The sequence below is a fragment of the Paenibacillus sp. FSL W8-0186 genome, from assembly GCF_037969765.1.
Classification (GTDB): Bacteria; Bacillota; Bacilli; order Paenibacillales; family Paenibacillaceae; genus Fontibacillus; species Fontibacillus woosongensis.
In genome coordinates, this window is the sequence record NZ_CP150207.1 from 2,792,235 (window position 1) to 2,809,239 (window position 17,005).

Annotated in this window: 15 protein-coding genes; 11 read left to right on the top strand and 4 right to left on the bottom strand. The window is 44.7% G+C overall.

The features are described from left to right. Positions 1-50 precede the first annotated feature (50 nt). Positions 51-173, bottom strand: a complete 123-nt coding sequence (locus tag MKX50_RS12535; RefSeq protein ID WP_339159895.1) for a hypothetical protein — start codon at positions 171-173, stop codon at positions 51-53. Between the two features lie 211 nt (positions 174-384). On the opposite strand from MKX50_RS12535, the gene MKX50_RS12540 reads away from it, so the two are divergent. Then, positions 385-900 carry a transcriptional regulator gene (locus tag MKX50_RS12540; protein WP_339159897.1) on the top strand — a complete coding sequence of 172 codons (516 nt, stop codon included), beginning with the start codon at positions 385-387 and terminating at the stop codon, positions 898-900. 541 nt (positions 901-1,441) lie between these two features. Here MKX50_RS12540 and MKX50_RS12545 read toward each other — a convergent pair. Next, complete coding sequence (locus tag MKX50_RS12545) at positions 1,442-2,923, bottom strand: amidase (protein ID WP_213588360.1); 1,482 nt, start codon at positions 2,921-2,923, stop codon at positions 1,442-1,444. Between the two features lie 210 nt (positions 2,924-3,133). Here MKX50_RS12545 and MKX50_RS12550 point away from each other — a divergent pair, with 210 nt between their 5' ends. The 10 genes from MKX50_RS12550 to MKX50_RS12595 all read left to right on the top strand — a co-directional run bounded on the left by MKX50_RS12550 (position 3,134) and on the right by MKX50_RS12595 (position 14,996). After that, positions 3,134-6,250: an ATP-binding protein gene (locus MKX50_RS12550; protein WP_339160110.1), complete on the top strand. Its 3,117-nt coding sequence runs from the start codon at positions 3,134-3,136 to the stop codon at positions 6,248-6,250. Between the two features lie 116 nt (positions 6,251-6,366). After that, complete coding sequence (locus MKX50_RS12555; protein WP_230873791.1) at positions 6,367-6,471, top strand: DUF6254 family protein; 105 nt, start codon at positions 6,367-6,369, stop codon at positions 6,469-6,471. 95 nt (positions 6,472-6,566) lie between these two features. Next, on the top strand, positions 6,567-7,769 hold the full coding sequence (locus MKX50_RS12560; protein ID WP_339159899.1) for a macrolide family glycosyltransferase: 1,203 nt from the start codon (positions 6,567-6,569) through the stop codon (positions 7,767-7,769). Between the two features lie 185 nt (positions 7,770-7,954). After that, complete coding sequence (locus MKX50_RS12565; protein ID WP_213588358.1) at positions 7,955-8,284, top strand: metalloregulator ArsR/SmtB family transcription factor; 330 nt, start codon at positions 7,955-7,957, stop codon at positions 8,282-8,284. Further along, entirely contained in the window at positions 8,281-8,679 is a 399-nt protein-coding gene (locus MKX50_RS12570; RefSeq protein WP_213588357.1) for an SRPBCC domain-containing protein, read from the top strand. The genes MKX50_RS12565 and MKX50_RS12570 overlap by 4 nt, the downstream gene beginning before the upstream one ends. 338 nt (positions 8,680-9,017) lie before the next feature. Beyond that, positions 9,018-9,668: a glycosyltransferase gene (locus tag MKX50_RS12575; protein ID WP_213588356.1), complete on the top strand. Its 651-nt coding sequence runs from the start codon at positions 9,018-9,020 to the stop codon at positions 9,666-9,668. 297 nt (positions 9,669-9,965) lie between these two features. Further along, complete coding sequence (locus MKX50_RS12580; protein ID WP_213588355.1) at positions 9,966-10,430, top strand: phage tail protein; 465 nt, start codon at positions 9,966-9,968, stop codon at positions 10,428-10,430. A 309-nt stretch (positions 10,431-10,739) separates the two neighbouring features. Next, positions 10,740-11,438, top strand: a complete 699-nt coding sequence (locus MKX50_RS12585; RefSeq protein WP_213588354.1) for an SAM-dependent methyltransferase — start codon at positions 10,740-10,742, stop codon at positions 11,436-11,438. Between the two features lie 446 nt (positions 11,439-11,884). Continuing rightward, the gene (gene ppsA / locus MKX50_RS12590; RefSeq protein ID WP_339159902.1) at positions 11,885-14,500 is read left to right on the top strand and encodes a phosphoenolpyruvate synthase; all 2,616 of its coding nucleotides are present in this window, start codon (positions 11,885-11,887) and stop codon (positions 14,498-14,500) included. 115 nt (positions 14,501-14,615) lie between these two features. Then, positions 14,616-14,996, top strand: coding sequence for a hypothetical protein (locus tag MKX50_RS12595; RefSeq protein WP_339159903.1), 381 nt, complete (start codon positions 14,616-14,618; stop codon positions 14,994-14,996). Between the two features lie 75 nt (positions 14,997-15,071). Here the strand turns inward: MKX50_RS12595 and MKX50_RS12600 are convergent, their stop codons facing one another. Further along, positions 15,072-15,866 carry an SDR family oxidoreductase gene (locus MKX50_RS12600; protein WP_339159906.1) on the bottom strand — a complete coding sequence of 265 codons (795 nt, stop codon included), beginning with the start codon at positions 15,864-15,866 and terminating at the stop codon, positions 15,072-15,074. Between the two features lie 23 nt (positions 15,867-15,889). Further along, positions 15,890-16,732 carry an aldo/keto reductase gene (locus MKX50_RS12605; RefSeq protein ID WP_213589354.1) on the bottom strand — a complete coding sequence of 281 codons (843 nt, stop codon included), beginning with the start codon at positions 16,730-16,732 and terminating at the stop codon, positions 15,890-15,892. Positions 16,733-17,005 lie beyond the last annotated feature (273 nt).

Below are 17,005 nucleotides of genomic sequence, written 5' to 3' on the forward strand. Positions count from 1 at the left end.
TTGGTAATATCGGCCGTCAAGCGTTATGGTTAGTATGCTGATGTACGGACTTATAAAGAAGCGTTTTCTAGAAGATCGGCCAGGGAGAACAAATCATGTTCCCGTCCCTTGGAAGACATGATTTGCACATTTAAAGGCAATCCTGTCTCAATGAGAAATACCGCAGCGCTCATGGCCGGTGATCCTGTCAGGTCAGCCAACTGCTTAAACGGTATACATACCAGACTTGGTGAAAAGGAATTGCTTGACGTTGCCAGGTATAGTACAATGAGTGCGAAATCACGGTGTGAAGCACATACCGCTTTAATACGATGCAGAAGATGCATAGTCGTATTAGAGCGGTTTTTTCGTTTTGACTTCATGCGAGGAAAGGGGGGGAGTAGGTTGTTTGATGAAGTTTATGAGAGCTGGCTGGCGAGGCATATAGCCGAAGAGGATAATCCGAGAAGACGTGGACTTTTGAAAAAAGGTTTGAGCCACGGAACCGTTACATTTCTGCGTTCGATATGGTTTCCTGTGTTTGGCAACTTGAACGATCTGCATCCTGAGTATGAGGTCCGCGATTTTACTAATCGGTACCGTTATCTTGATCTAGCCTATATGCCCGGCGGTGCAAAAGGGTGCATCGAGATTCACGATTATCGCAGTCACGCCAGGGACGTTGAGGTTGAGCGTTTCAAAGATTTATGCATGAAGCAATCGATGCTGGTGCTTGATGACTGGTCCTTTTTGCCGATAGCCTACTTGTCCATTCGTGACGATCCCGGGATGTGCAAGCAATTGGTGCTATCTTTCGTCGGGAAGTTTTTGTCGATAGATGTTACGTCAGGTCTGAACTGGGCAGAAAAAGGCAACGCTTCGGTTTGCACGCAGATTAATGCGCGTATTCGAAGCTCGTGAGCTAGCTGCCCATCTGGCTCTGTCTGAAAATCGCACTAGAGTTATTCTACGTTCACTTGTGGCCAAGAACTTGCTCACTGTGGCTAGCGGAAATATGAGATATCGCACTTATCGTTTAAACAAAAATTTCTAACGGTTGACACAGTCGTTAATTCGCCGAAATTGAGCTCTTAGGAATTCTAACGGTTGTCATCCACGTTATTCGGGCCGAAATCATCGCAACATTAAATAACTTGCAAGAATAGCCGCATAAACAACCGTTAGATTCTCAAATAGTGATTCATCCGCGAAATAACAGCGATAGCAACCGTTAGATAGTGAACCCTCAGGCGGCAGTCGTAGGTAACATCAACAGTCAGGTCGCAGTCGTAGGTAGCATCAACAGTCAGGTCGCAGTCGTAGGTAGCATCAACTACCAACTATTTGGCGTCAATCGCTAGGTAACATCAATGATCAACAGTCATGCGGCAAAAGTTAGGTAACATCAATGATCAACTGCCAGCGGCAGCCGATCGGTAACATCAATCGTCAAGCGTAATGGTTAAAATGCTGATGTGCGAACCCATAAAGAAGAGTTTTCTAGAAGATGGGCAAGAGAGAACAAGTCATGTTCCCGCCCCTTGGAAGACATGATCTGCACACCTAAAGGCAATCCTGTCTCGGTCAGAAATACCGGAACGCTCATGGCCGGTGTCCCCGTCAGGTTAGCCAGCTGTGTGAACGGTGTATATGTCAGACTTGGTTCGAACATGTCATAAATGAGTTCCTGCTGTTTTTCTTTTGAAAGCCCGCTCACAGTAAGCAGATGCTGGATCTGTTCCGGACCTGGCGTTAACTCGCCGACACGAGGAGCAGGGAAGGCTGTCGCCGGTGTAATATAGAAATCATACCGATCCCAAATCGTACTCATTTGAGCAGCAGCTGCATCCCAATCCGCAAGACTAAGCGCATATTCAGCGGCCGACAGCTTGCGTCCGGCTTCCAGCAGCACCCAGCCTTCAATTTCGATATCTTCCGATGTAATTGCTCTTCCGAGTGAGCGCTCGATATTCAGCGCCATGGCAGCCATTTCGCCGCAGTTCATGATACAGTAATTTTCCATCAGCTGCACACCGTTGACCGGGCTTAATTTCTCTTCGATAAAATGCCCCTCAGCTTCCAGAAAGTTCACTAATCGCAGCACGGCTTGTTTCGCCTCGACACTGACCTCAGTGCCTACAGGAGAATCGGTAGTGTAGGCAATACGATATGTTCCGTCTTCATTCCGGTACATATCCTCGAGATATTTCCCCGGATACAAGGGAACCTGAAATGCAGCTTCGTTCTGCAGCACCTGCAGCACATCAAGCAGCGCTGCGCTGTCTCGAACTGTCTTCGATAATGCAAAATCAATCGAGGCGCCTTGCCATTGTCTGCCGAACCCGGGACCTACCGGAGTCCGGCCGCGTGTCGGCTTCAGTCCAAATAGGCCGCTAAATGAAGCCGGTATACGAATGGATCCGCCACCGTCGCTTGCACCTGCGATCGGGACCATACCGGAAGCGACAGCAGCTGCGGAGCCTCCGCTGGAACCTCCAGGTGAATGGAGAGGATTCCATGGGTTGCGTGTAGGGCCGTTCAATTGGGGCTCTGTAATGTTTTTCAGTCCGAACTCGGGGGTATTGGTATGCCCAAGGGGAATAAACCCGGCTTTGCGCAGTTTGGCGACAAAATGGGAATCCGAATGGGCTTTATAATGCCGGAACAATCTGGAGCCCGAGGTCAGAGGTTCACCGCCGATGGCTTGGGAAATATCTTTGAGCAGAATAGGTACGCCCGCAAACGGCTGATCGCTGATACTAACTTGTCCAGCTTCATGGATCGTCGCCTCATAACGAGTATGCACGACCGCGTTCAGTTCGGGATTGTGCTGATTGATTTGTTCCATAGCAGCATGTACGAGCTCGATCGGAGAAATTTCTTTATTTCGAACCAACTGGGCGAGCCCTACAGCATCATAGGATGTATAAGGGAAGACTGTCATTCTAAAAATCTCCTTTCCGTGACTCCTACGGGGAGCAGCCTTAGGTATCACAGCAAATACTTATCGACCGCTGATCGGCCATGTTTGTTATAGTATATTATGGGGTGGCTCCTGCTTCAATGTCTTCGTGTTAAATGGCTATTTCGCAGCACTCGCATGAGCAGCAAAGGAGAGGAATGTTTCTTGATCAATGTTTCGGCTAAGTCGCCAATGAAAAAAAGCCATATTATGATATTCCTAGGATTATTGCTCGTTATTTTGTCCGGCCTGCGATTTTTCTGGATGGATTTTTTCTCTGATCAAAAACAGGTGTCCATTCAGCAGGGGCAATTGGATTTGCGTGATTGGGATGCAAAAGAGGGTGACGTTCTTTTACTGGATGGAGAATGGGAGTTTTATCCCTATCAGTGGTTGATGGATGGCAGGCCGCTGCAAGAAATAAGTGAAATCAACCCCGGGTTTATTCAGGTTCCGGGAGGCTGGAATGAAGCTCTGGATGCTGTCAAGCCAACCGCATATGGATATGCATCATATCGATTGCGTCTTTATGTAAATCCGGAAGAGGATATGAATTATAGCATTCGCGTGCCTAGCGTGCGTACGTCATCAGAATTATACATCAATGGCCGTTTGATTGCTCAATCCGGGCAGGTGTCGGAGACGAAGGATGGCTATATTGCCAAAAACCTGCCTTATTCCACAACTTTTACGGCAGACGAAAACGGCGTAATCGATTTGGTAATTCAGGCGGCCAATTATGTAGACAGCCGGGGCAGCGGCATTGTCCGATCCATCAAATTTGGTTCAGAAGAAACAATCATAAAGGAGCTGAAAGTCTCCATTTCTATGCAGCTTCTGGCGGCTGTTATATTTCTAATGCATTCTGTCTATGCGCTGATTTTGTTTGTGCTGGGAAATAAGGAGAAGAGGCTGCTTTATTTTTCTTTGGTGACGTTATCCATAACACTTACTAGTGTATTAAGCAATGATGAGAAGCTGTTCCACCAATTATTTTACATAGGCAGTGATTGGGATTTCCGGTTATCTAATGTTGCTCTAGTTATTGGAACCTATGCTTTGCTGGAGTGTACGGGTCATCGCGAACTCCCTTACTGGAGAAGGATGTACCCTGGATACAAGGTTATAAGTATCGGAACTGCTGGAATCACGCTGTTTTTAAACCCGCATCAGGTGATTATGCTCTTCCCGGTATATTATCTATTAGGCGGCATTGCTGCCGGGATCACGATGATTGCCATCTTTAATAAAGCCATCAAAGATAAGAAGGGCAGTGTGCTGCTGCTTTTATCCATTATTGTACTGGTGCATCATTTTGTTTGGTTGTTGATTTGGCGGGAAAGCGGCTTGAGCCTTGTCTACTATCCGTTTGACCTGATACTGTCGATGGGTTGCTTGGCCTCTGTATGGTTTAAGGATTATTTTATCATGCATGCGAACACAAAGGAGCTCGCCGCAACCTTGCAAAGAATGAATGACCATAAGGATCAATTTCTCGCCAATACTTCACATGAATTTAAAAATCCGTTACATAGCATGCTTAACATGTCGCAATCGGTCCTAAAAAGGGAACGGCATCTCATGCAGGAAAGGAGTATTAAAGAGCTTGAAACGATTTTATCTGTAGGGCGCCGGCTGACCTTGATATTAAACGATTTGATTGACGTGATGAGTTTGCGGGAGGGCCATCCGCGTCTTCAGAAAAAAACGATACGCATTCAGCCGATCGTGACCGGAGTTCTGGATATGCTGCAATTTAACGTGGAAGTAAAATCCGTAAAAATCGCAAATCAAATTCCTGATGATTTTCCGCCCGTCATTGCCGATGAGAACCGGATCATTCAAGTCGTCTTCAATTTACTTCATAATGCTGTGAAATATACGAATGAAGGAGCAATTACAATTCAAGCTTATGCCAGGGACGGGAGAGCTTATATTGCTATTACCGATACCGGGATCGGAATGGATGAGGAGATGATGAAGCGCCTATTCCGTCCGTATGAGCAGGCGGGAACGAACGAGACGTTGATCGAAGGCGGCTTTGGATTAGGCTTAAGTATAAGCAAACAGCTGGTGGAGCTGCATGGTGGCGCGCTGGATGTGTCTTCCGTTCTAGGAGAAGGCTCAATATTTACATTTTCATTAGAACTGGCAAGTTTGCATTTAGAGGAAAAGGACACAACACCTCAATCCTTCGAGGAGCCGGCATTACCATATACCCCGGTACAGGAAGTTTCGGCCGCTCTGGACGAAACGGATTTGCCGCCTGCTGCGCAGCAATCAGCTTTTCTAGAAATCAATCATAATCGGCCAATCATACTTATTGTGGATGATGATCCGGTCAACCTTCAAGTGCTTGAAGCGATACTGCCCCAGGATGAATATGAATCAGTGATGGTAACCAGCGGTAAAGAAGCACTGGTTATGCTGGATACTAGGGAGTGGGACCTGGTCATCTCTGATATTATGATGCCCCAGATGTCGGGTTATGAGCTAACGCGAATAATCCGCGAGCGCTTCACACTTACAGAACTTCCTGTGCTGCTGCTAACGGCAAGAAGCCAGCCAAAAGACATTCAAAGCGGTTTTTTAGCAGGAGCTAATGATTATGTGGCAAAGCCGGTAGAACCCATGGAGCTCAAATCACGTATAGAGGCGCTGGCTACGATAAAGCAAGTCGTTAAGGAGCAATTGCGGTTAGAGGCTTCCTGGCTGCAAGCGCAAATTCAGCCTCATTTTCTATTTAATGCGTTAAATGCAATAGCCGCTTTAAGTGATGTTAATTTGGACAAGATGCGTACTTTGCTTGAAGAGTTCAGCCATTTTTTGAGGCATAAATTCAGTTTTCAAAATATGAATGGGCTCGTTCCGATCGAAGAGGAGCTCAGTCTAGTGCGTTCCTACCTGTATATTGAAAAGGTACGGTTTGAAGACAGGCTAGAGGTGGTTTGGGAGACCAATGACTATGAGGAGTTGATGGTTCCGTTTCTATCGATCCAGCCTCTAGTTGAAAATGCGATCATCCATGGAATTATGAAGCGTGCTCGCGGCGGAAAGATCTTAATTCGGATTTTCGTCTATCATGAGCATGCAGAGATCACTGTGGAGGATGATGGAATCGGAATGGACGAAGTCCAATTGCAACAAATACTAGAAAGAAATGCGGACCGCAAATCAGGAGTTGGATTGATCAATACGGATCAGCGTTTAAGACGCCACTTCGGAACAGGGCTGCATATTCAAAGTACGTTAGGTGCAGGGACGAAGGTTACTTTTCATGTACACACCAGTTCCGGTAGGGGCCGATGAGCTGCATGTAGAAGAGGCTTCTATGCAAAAAAAGCTGCTTCATGCATGAGCAGGTCCCTGGTATGACAACATAAGGAAGTAGTATACATCTCATTTTCCAGAGGAGGATATGGATTATGGCTCACCAGAAGAGAAGGAAAGAAGCTGCCTGGAAGTCGCGAAAGCAGGATCGCCGTCCTCATGGTAAAATCAAATCGTTCAAGGAGTTGTCCAACGATTAGTACGAGAGTATGCTTCATGTAAGGGAAAGACTGCCATAGCAACCGGCAGTCTTTTATCATTCATTTAGAGCACTGAATACCTAAGGAGGTCGAGCATGGCGCGTGTTTTGTTTATTAACGGCGGGTCAGAGGGACATATCAATCCAACGATTGGCGTTGTAGAGGAACTTGTTTCGCGCGGCGAGGAGGTAGTGTATTTTTGTATTGAAGCTTTCCGGGAACGTGTGGAGAAGACCGGCGCTTCGGTACGAACATTCGACGAGCAGAAATTTATTAAAGCCTTTATCTCGGGTGGAAGAAATTATTTGCTCGAAAGAATCAACGGTCTTTTACTTACGGCAGACATCGTCATACCAAGCGTTCTGAAGCAGATCAAGGGAGAGCACTATGATTACATTATCCATGATTCCATGTTTGGCTGCGGACGTATGCTGGCCCAAATACTTGAACTTCCTGCCATCAATTCTTGCACTTCTTTTGCACAGACTAAAGAATCTTTCGATCATATGCTGGAGCCATTTTTCAAAAATGTCTCTCCAGAAATAGTGCAGCCTATAAACGATAAATTTCAAAGCCTAACGGAAATGATCCAGGAAAAATATGAGGTAGGGATCTCTTCTCCTTACGAGGTGTTTTGTAATCCTGCACCGCTAACAATTGTTTATACAACCAAGGAGTTTCAACCCGGCGGAGACGCATTCGATCAAACTTATAAATTTGTCGGCCCATCCATCTCTTCACGATTCACGCAAGTAGAAAACTTCGACTTTACTGTAGTCCAAGGGAAAAATCCCATTTATATTTCTTTGGGTACGGTCTTTAACCAGGCCGCACCATTCTATAAACTTTGTTTGGAGGCGTTAGGGAACACGGAGCACACGGTTGTCATGTCGATTGGGAGTAAAACCTCTGTATCTGATTTAGGGGAAATTCCCGAGAACTTTATCGTCAGAAATTATGTTCCACAAACCGAGGTGCTGCAGCACGCCAAGCTATTTATGACACATGGGGGAATGAATAGTACGCATGAAGGCCTTTATTATGGTGTACCGCTAATTGTGATTCCGCAAAGCGCGGATCAGCCAATTATAGCGAACCAGGTTGCCAAAGTTGGAGCAGGCATTCAATTGCAGATGCAGAGCTTGACGGTAAATCAACTGCGTGAAGCGGTAGATGTTGTACTTAGCCCAACTATTTTGGAGGCTGTTGCACATATAAGGGAATCCTTCCGAAAACAAGGCGGATACCGTCAAGCTGTGGATGAAATTTTTAAATATACCCATCAGCTTCATCAGTGACTATTTCTCGAGCTATGCAATGATTGACGGAGGAGTTGCCGCAATACACTTGGGGATTGACACGACACCAAATGGTGTCGTATGATGGAATTGCCACTAAACGGTGTCCAATTAGCAGCTTGTTTTATAAGCAGTTTGTGAAATTAGCGGCTGTCCCTTGATAATACTGATTAGGAGAGGGTGTCGTGAACGAGAATAACCAGTTGCGGGATGTATTTGCTGCAATTGCAGATCCAACAAGGCGCAAATTGATTCAGTTGTTGGCTGAGGCCGACGAAGTACCGCTCCATGAATTAACGGCACATTTTCAAATGGGCCGAACAGCGGTATCGAAACATTTGGCGATCCTTAAGGAAGCCGGGCTGGTAATTGACCGAAAAGTTGGTAGAGAAACAAGATTTCGGCTGAATGCTTTTCCACTCAAAGAGGTTCAAGATTGGGTAGCTTTCTACAGTAAGTACTGGAGTACAAATATGCTTCGTTTGAAGCAGATGTTAGAGGAGGAAGATGAATGAGTTTATCATTAGCTATGGATTTCCAGTTTACGACAACGATCGAGAAGCTTTGGTCCGCCATTACCGATTCAAACAAGCTTGCGAAATGGATCGCGGACAATGATTTTAAGGCCGAGGTAGGATACCGCTTTCAGTTTCGTCATCAGCCCTCCGAATGGTGGGATGGCATCGTGGATGGCGTAGTGCTGATCGTGGACGAACCAAACCGATTGTCCTATGAATGGGTTACTGGACAAGAGAAACAAACGGTCACTTTGACACTGCAGGATCTTGGGGACGGGAAGGTGAATCTTCACCTCGAACAGACCGGATTTTCGAATACGCAAGGGCTCGAAGGCGCTAAGTATGGCTGGGGCAGCTGGGTCGATAAGCTTGAAAAGGTATTGGGACAATAAGGGAACCGCTTGAACAGAATTCACATAAGCCGGCTGCAAGGCGTGCAGTCGGCTTATGTGTGCTTGGGAAGCCCTGACAATATCAACTGGGCTAATTGATATAGAAATGAACATGATAGAGTGTGATGGCGGAAGTAAGGGCGGCCCAGTGGTGTTTGAGGGCACACTATTGCAGATCATCCATGCGGAGCAACCGGTATCACGGGAAAATATTTGATGTGATGCATCCATTCCATTGTGCTAAGCTCACATGATTCTGTATAGAACCAGCTGTTTCAACCATAATATAACAGTGAAACAGCTTGGTTCATCCCACACATACAGAGGAGCAGTTGAATGTGAAAAACAAAAGGTTGCTCGCATCGTTGTTAACCTTGGCGCTGGTTTTTAGTATGACCCCAGCAGTATCTGTGCAAGCGAAGGCGGGCGAGGGAAAAGATATGTCTTGCTTAAGTTCCAAAATGGTGAAGCTGAAAGTCGATATGCAGAAAGTATGGATCGATCATACCATTTGGACCAGAAGCTATATTGTCAGCGCCATATCTAATCGTGCAGATCAGAAGGACGTATTGGACCGGCTGTTGCGAAATCAGCAGGACATAGGCAATGTGATCAAGCCATACTATGGAGAGGCTGCCGGCAACAAGCTGGCCGATCTGCTGAGGGAGCATATTCTGATTGCGGCGAAAATTGTAGCGGCTGCCAAAGCCGGCAATCAGACGGATGTGAATAAGTTAGAGAAGGACTGGCATAGAAACGCGGACGATATCGCTAAATTTTTAAGCGCGGCGAATCCGAACTGGCAGTTTAAAACGCTGCAAGATATGCTGTATACACACCTTCAGTTGATAACGGAAATCGTCGTTAGCTGTCTCAAGGGAGATTGGAAAGCGGACATTGCATCAACCGATAAAAACGAGATCCATATGATTCATCTCGCGGATATCCTGACAGAAGGGATTGTCAAACAGTTTCCTCAACAATTTTAAAAAGGATGAGATAAAAGAGTATGCAGATCCTGTAATTTTAATAGGGAAAACGAGGAAGCATCTTTTTGTAAGCCTTAGGCTTAGCTGCGGGTGCTTCCTCTTAACATTACTGGCGTTATCCTGTTGGCATATCAATTTTCTGTTGACACGACACCGAATGGTGTCATATAATCAAATTAGACACCAAATGGTGTCTGTTATTGTGAATCAATTTAGAAATTTGGATTATGATGAAGAGGAAACAAGTAATTCAAATTATCCTGTTGTTTAAAAAAAGTGATGCGAGGAGAGATAGAAATGTCCTATATTGTTGATTTCAAAAATGTATCCACGGTTGGTTTAGACACATCACCCGTAGCAGAAGCCCTTGCTGGTTTACGCGCGAATGAAGCCCGCTATTTTATGAACAAATACAAGCATGAATTTACGGTAGTGCCAGCTAGCGAAAGCCAAGAGACCCTGGATTATGTGAACCGGATATTGAAAGAGGAACGGGGTATTGAGTTTTCAAGCAAACCATTAGAGACGTCGCGTTTTCAAGTAGAAAATATCAATTGGACCTTCGTGTTTTATGAGGATGGTCTAGGGGTTAACGTCCTTTATACGATCGATGACCCTAAGAAGAGGGCCGTTGGTTTTAAGCTATCTGAGGGGATGGAAATCCCCAAGGAGCTAGAGGGGAAATTTAAGTTTGCTAGGCAGAAGTCTAAACTAGCTGGGACAATCCGGGGCTCGTTTTTTGTAATTAAAGGAGAGTATTAAACCCTATAGCCCTGTGTTAGTGCATTGAACTAATTGGGAACAATGGTATGATAATAGATGGAGGTAACCGGCTATGACCAGTTGCCTTTGCTTATTTTCTGGAAACGTTGATTAACTAAAGAACATTACATTGCGAACCATCGAATGAGAGTTAATTAATGCTGAATTATAAGTAACACTGTATTCAAGCAGGGGCTATCCTTCCTTGATTGCTAGATGTATTATTATGGAAGAAAGCGAAGATGACGTTAGGAGAAACCGTTCAAAGCATTATTAAGATGAGAAGAGAAGAGAAGAGGTTGAGCAGAGATGAGAAGAGAAAATAGTGGACTTGAACTGTCCAGGGTAATTTTCGTCGGAAGGACTTATGATGAGTATGTTAAAATGTTTGATTTAACAGATGAAGAATTAAAGAATTATACAATTCTAGATACACCAGCTGGGGCGTGTTCTTTTACTGCTATTGCAAGTCAATTAGGATACCGTGTTACTGCAGCAGACATAGCGTACTTTCATTCCGTGGAACAATTGTATCAAAAAGGGCTGGATGACATAGAGCATGCAATTGAAGGCATCTCCAAGGTGAAAGAAAATTATAAATGGGATTATTTCAATTCTATAGATGAATTAGAGAAACAGCGTAACTCCGCATTACATAATTGTGTCAGGCATATGAAACAATTTCCTGAGTTATACTCACCTGCCAACCTACCTGAATTACCGTTTAATAATGGCCAATTTGATATGATATTATCCGCACATTTCCTATTTATGTATTCAGACAGGCTGGATTTTAATTTCCATAAAAAGACGCTTAAAGAGATGACTCGAGTCGCCAGAAAGGAAATCAGAATATTTCCGTTAGCAGACCTATCTGGCAGCAGATATGAGAATCTACAAGAGATCATCATGTTTATACATGACTTAGGCTGGAAAGCTGAAGAAAGAATCGTATCGTATGAATTTCAACAAAATGGGAAATCAATGTTAAGAGTCTATAAAGATTAATGTAATAAGCACAAAGAGCCGGGTATCCTGACATTAACGTGGATGGGAACCCGGCTCTTATTTTAATCTGTTTGTTTTTTCGTATAGAATCGTCAAAATAAGCGCTAAATGGTGAATTGTATAAGATTTTTCATATAGATTGATCAATTCTCGTCATTACACCTGAAATCTATGCGATGTTTCATACACAATTGCAGAATCAATCGTTACATACCGTAACTCGGCTCAAACATGGTTAGGGATGTCATTCCTAGTGACAAAAAAGAACCTGAACATTTCGCCAGGTTCTTTAGTATTGCATATGAACAGACACGATGATATAATCAGACCATCACTGTCCAGTTATAAATAGGCATAGTTAATCTATCTTACATTTTAAGTGTAACATGTCGACGGAATGTTGTCAAATGTTTTTTTCTCAATCCAATGGTTAGGGGAGATGCTGAATGGGTTCTTTGGTACTCGGCTTCCAGGAAATCTACAAAAACCAGCTTATGCTAGTTGGCGGGAAAGGGTTAAATTTAGGCATATTATCAAAAGTGGGTGGAATACATGTACCCGAAGGATTTTGTGTCACCACCGTGGGGTATCAAAAAGCGATCGCACAAAACGTTACGTATCATGCTTTACTAGATCAACTAACCTTGCTAAATGCAGAAGATCGAGGCCAAATTGCTGAAATCAGCAGGAAGATCAGGCAAACCGTTATGGAGGAAGAAATTCCTTCCGATGTTGTGGAAGCAGTGACGGAATCTCTCTCCCGGCTTGGCGAGGAGCATGCTTATGCCGTACGTTCTAGCGCGACTGCTGAAGATTTGCCGCATGCCTCTTTTGCGGGTCAACAAGACACGTACTTAAATATTATCGGCATAGAAGCCATTCTGCGGCATATCCGCAAATGCTGGGCTTCCCTGTTTACGGATCGCGCAGTCATCTATCGCATACAAAATGGATTTGACCACCGTCAGGTATACTTGTCCGTCATCGTTCAAAGGATGGTGTATCCACAGGCTTCGGGGATTTTATTTACCGCTGATCCAATGACTTCAAACCGAAAGGTGCTATCCATCGACGCCAGTTTCGGATTGGGAGAAGCGCTGGTCTCGGGCTTGGTGTCCGCCGATGGTTATAAAGTACGGGAAGGCAAAATCCTCGATAAGAGGATAGCAACCAAAACAGTGGCAATCTATGGCCGAATAGATGGAGGAACCGAGACCCGTCAGATCGATCCTAATCAGCAAAAGACGCAAACACTTACTGATGAGCAAATTTTAGAACTAGCACGCATCGGAAAACAAATCGAAGCCTATTTCGGAGAGGCGCAAGATATCGAATGGTGTCTGGTTAACGATACATTCCACATTGTTCAAAGCCGGCCCATCACGACGTTATTCCCGATCCCTGAAGCGAATGACCAAGGGAATCACGTCTATGTATCTGTCGGGCATCAACAAATGATGACTGACCCCATAAAGCCATTAGGGTTGGCTTTTTATCTGCTAACGACTCCTGCACCCATGCGTAAAGCTGGCGGGAGGTTGTTTGTCGATGTGACACCTATGCTGGCTTCGCCTGCTGGCAGAGAAACGATATTAAATACCCTGGGCCAGTCCGATCCGCTCATTAAAGACGCGCTTGTGACTATCATAGAGCGGGGGGATTTTACCAAACTGATACCAGAAGTTAAAAAAGAACCAATTCCCAGCCCAAGCCATAACGCTACATCATCAGCGGGTGTTCAAGCACCAAGCGAACCCGATCCGTCCATGGTTTCTGATTTGATTAAGCAGAGTCAAACCTCGATCGAAGTATTGAAACAGCACATCCAAACGAAATCCGGAGTGGATTTGTTCGATTTTATCCTCAAGGACATCCAGGAATTAAAGAGAATTTTATTTGATCCGCAAAGCTCGGCTGTAATTATGGCTGCTATGAATGCTTCAGCATGGATCAATGAAAATATGCACAAGTGGTTGGGTGAAAAAAACGCAGCCGACACACTTTCTCAATCCGTACCAGGCAATATTACATCTGAAATGGGCCTGGCGTTACTGGATGTCGCAGATGCCATCCGTCCTTATCCGGAAGTCATTGAATATTTGCAACAGGTCAAAGAAGATGACTTTAGGGATGAACTGCTTCAGTTGGAAGGCGGGCAGGAAACCAAAGAGGCGATCGATGCTTTTCTGGACAAATACGGTATGCGATGTGCCGGGGAAATCGATATTACCAGAACCCGTTGGAGCGAAAAACCAATTACGCTTGTCCCGCTGATTGTTGCTAACATCAAAAACTTTGAGCCTCATGAAAGCCGGCGGAAATTTGAGCAGGGGCGGCAGGAAGCTCTGGAAAAGGAACAAGAGTTATTACATCGCTTGAAACAGCTGCCGGATGGCGAACAAAAAGCCCGCGAAACCAAACAAAGAATCGACCACATCCGGATTTTTAGCGGGTATAGGGAATATCCCAAATACAGCATGGTGAATCGCTACTTCGTTTATAAACAGGCTTTACTTAAAGAGGCCGATCGACTTGTGCAAGCTGGCGTTATTCATGACAAGGAAGATATATACTACCTCAGTTTTGAGGAACTTCACGAAGCTGTACGCACCAGCAAACTGGATGGCCAAATCATTAGTAAACGAAAAGACGAATACCGATTCTATGAAAAACTATCTCCGCCGCGGGTGATCACATCGGATGGTGAAATCATTGCAGGGGAGTACAAGCGAGAAAATCTTCCAGCCGAAGCTATTGCAGGTCTGCCTGTTTCCTCCGGAATGATCGAGGGACGGGCACGTGTCATCTTAAATATGGAGGATGCAGATTTAGAAGAAGGAGATATATTAGTCACCGCCTTTACAGACCCTAGCTGGACACCATTGTTCTTATCCATTAAAGGCCTAGTCACCGAAGTAGGTGGATTGATGACGCATGGAGCAGTTATTGCACGTGAGTATGGCTTACCAGCTGTTGTCGGTGTAGAACATGCCACCAAGCTGATCAAGGACGGGCAACGTATTCGCGTGCATGGAACAGAAGGGTATATCGAAATATTGTAATGGCTGAGGAGCAAAAATAGAGTAATTCCCGTTCAGTTCGAAGAACATGTGCTAACGCCTATGCATACTGTAGCCTAACGATGTATGTCGATCCTGAACAGGGAGGATGAGATTCATGAGCACCAATAGAGCATTCGGTCCATTTTCGCCTTTCTTTCCGTCACCAGGGGGAGGGCCTGGAGCGATAGGCCCTGGAGCGGGATTGCCTCCAGGTGTTACACCGCCACCGCCTCAATTACTGGGTACGTTTCAGCAGCTATCGCAGTCTCCGGCTCTAGCGCAGAACTTTGTATTCCAGCAGCCGACCCAAGGCGCCGTGTCATTTGCTGCAGGCTGTCAGAACCGATGGACGCTAATTGTCACTCGTACCTTTAACGTATTTCTTATGTTCGTCACATTTACCAATCCATTTGGTTTTACACAGGGGTTCATCTTTCCGACGTATTCGTTCGGGAGCTTTCCTTCGTCCGTTATTTTATGGTATACCTGCTTCTAATAGTATATGTAATGGTGAACAGGTCCCCCTATATGTCTAGCGGGGATCTGTTCTGTACACTGCTAAAACTGTTTATTAAAACACACTACGTACTAATCCTCCGTCTATTCGTAACGCTGAGCCATTAATAGCGGAAGAGAGCGGACTACTTAAGAAGGTAACAAAATGTGCAATTTCTTCCGGACGAATAAGCCTTTGGATAATGGAGGTTGGCCGGTTCTCTTTCATAAATCGTTGTTCAGCTTCGGCTATGGTCAATTTCTCATTAGGATAAAGGGTATTTAACATCGTTTCCACTCCTTCTGTTAAAGTGGAACCAGGCATAACCGTATTGACCGTCACATTTGTTCCTGTAGTCAGCTCGGCCAAACTGCGGGAGAGCGAGAGCTGCATCGTTTTGGTCGCGCTATAATGAGCCATTTCTTGAGATGGCATAATCGCTGCTTCGCTAGCGATAAAGATGACTCTGCCTTCTTTTTTGCGAATCATTTGTTTCAGATAATGGCGAGTCAGCCGGACACCACTCATGATGTTGACTTCAAACAGTTTGAACCAATCTTCATCAGAGATATCAAAATATTCTACAGGCTCAAAAATGCCAAGGTTGTTAATAAGAATGTCTATTTCAGCGTACTGCCTAATAACCTTTTGGCATCCTTGCTCTGTTCCTAGATCAGCGACAACGGACTTAAGGATAGCTTCAGGATACTTTGCTTGAATTTCTTGTATCGTCTGATTCACTTTTTCTTCGCGGCGTCCATTAATAAGTACTGTGGCGCCTTCCGAGACTAACGACAAGGCGATTGCCTTTCCAATTCCTGATGTAGAACCCGTCACCAGCGCCGTTTTTCCTTGCAAATTCAATTGCATATTTGTGCCTCCGAAAATTTTTTTTAGAAGTCAAAATTGTCCGGGTCTGGACCAACTCGGTAGTTCTGATTCAGTTCATTAATGCGCTTCATATCTTCGTCCGTCAACTCAAAATCAAATACCGTTGCATTTTCAATAATTCGATGTTCTTTTGTAGATTTCGGAATGGTTACAACACCGTTTTGCAGGTCCCAACGTAAAATGACTTGCGCGATGGACTTACCATACTTGTCTGCAATTTCTTTCAGAACCTGATGATCTAGCAATTGACCCTGCATTAATGGGGACCAAGCTTCCAGCTGAATTCCATGTTCCTGACAAAACGACTGCAGTTCTTTTTGGGTCAAACGCGGGTGGTATTCCACTTGGTTCACCATCGGTTTAATTTCTGCCTCTTTCATCAAGTCTTCGAGATGATGGATTTGAAAATTGCTTACCCCGATAGCTTTTACGCGTCCTTCTTTGTAAAGAGTCTCTAATGCTCTCCATGCATCTTTATATTTACCTTCTACAGGCCAATGAATCAGGTATAAATCCAGATACTCTAATCCAAGTTTTTTTAAGCTCGTTTCATAAGCAGCTATTGCAGACTCATACCCTAAATCGGTATTCCAGACCTTTGAAGTTACAAATAGATCTTCTCTGGAAATGCCGGCCTCTCTCATCCCTTCGCGGATACCTTGTCCGACCCCTTCTTCATTTTCATAAATCGCTGCTGTATCTACACTGCGATAACCGTATTTAATGGCTGTTTTTACAGCATGGACTAACTCAGGACCTTCTTCTACTTTAAACACCCCGATACCAAACCAGGGCATTTTGACCCCATTATGCAACGTCGTTTTATCCTGCAAGCTTTTAGCTATCATAAATTGACCTCCTGATAGTGATAAATTTGTAATAAGATGTTTTGGGCATCTCAGACGGGACAAGGACGCATTTGCGCTTACAGTAGTATTACCACCATAAAAGCAATCATACCCTAGATGTCACCTGCAAATCATATTATGTGATACTTAAGGCGTTAAAGAAAAGTACGCACTTTTAAGTGATATAGATACTTCAAAGTTCCATAGGCACTTTTTAGTTCCTGCACACCATCCTCTGTATGGTAAGCCGTAATAGTATAGGTAATGATA

Excerpts from the sequence above, each read along its gene's own strand:
- MKX50_RS12580 (WP_213588355.1), top strand. The coding sequence starts at position 9,966 with ATGTCCTATATTGTTGATTTCAAAAATGTATCCACGGTTGGTTTAGAC.
- MKX50_RS12570 (WP_213588357.1), top strand. The coding sequence starts at position 8,281 with ATGAGTTTATCATTAGCTATGGATTTCCAGTTTACGACAACGATCGAG.
- MKX50_RS12550 (WP_339160110.1), top strand. The coding sequence starts at position 3,134 with ATGAAAAAAAGCCATATTATGATATTCCTAGGATTATTGCTCGTTATT.
- MKX50_RS12595 (WP_339159903.1), top strand. The coding sequence starts at position 14,616 with ATGAGCACCAATAGAGCATTCGGTCCATTTTCGCCTTTCTTTCCGTCA.
- MKX50_RS12560 (WP_339159899.1), top strand. The coding sequence starts at position 6,567 with ATGGCGCGTGTTTTGTTTATTAACGGCGGGTCAGAGGGACATATCAAT.
- MKX50_RS12535 (WP_339159895.1), bottom strand. The coding sequence starts at position 173 with ATGAGCGCTGCGGTATTTCTCATTGAGACAGGATTGCCTTTAAATGTG.
- ppsA (WP_339159902.1), top strand. The coding sequence starts at position 11,885 with ATGGGTTCTTTGGTACTCGGCTTCCAGGAAATCTACAAAAACCAGCTT.
- MKX50_RS12545 (WP_213588360.1), bottom strand. The coding sequence starts at position 2,923 with ATGACAGTCTTCCCTTATACATCCTATGATGCTGTAGGGCTCGCCCAG.
- MKX50_RS12600 (WP_339159906.1), bottom strand. The coding sequence starts at position 15,866 with ATGCAATTGAATTTGCAAGGAAAAACGGCGCTGGTGACGGGTTCTACA.
- MKX50_RS12585 (WP_213588354.1), top strand. The coding sequence starts at position 10,740 with ATGAGAAGAGAAAATAGTGGACTTGAACTGTCCAGGGTAATTTTCGTC.
- MKX50_RS12555 (WP_230873791.1), top strand. The coding sequence starts at position 6,367 with ATGGCTCACCAGAAGAGAAGGAAAGAAGCTGCCTGGAAGTCGCGAAAG.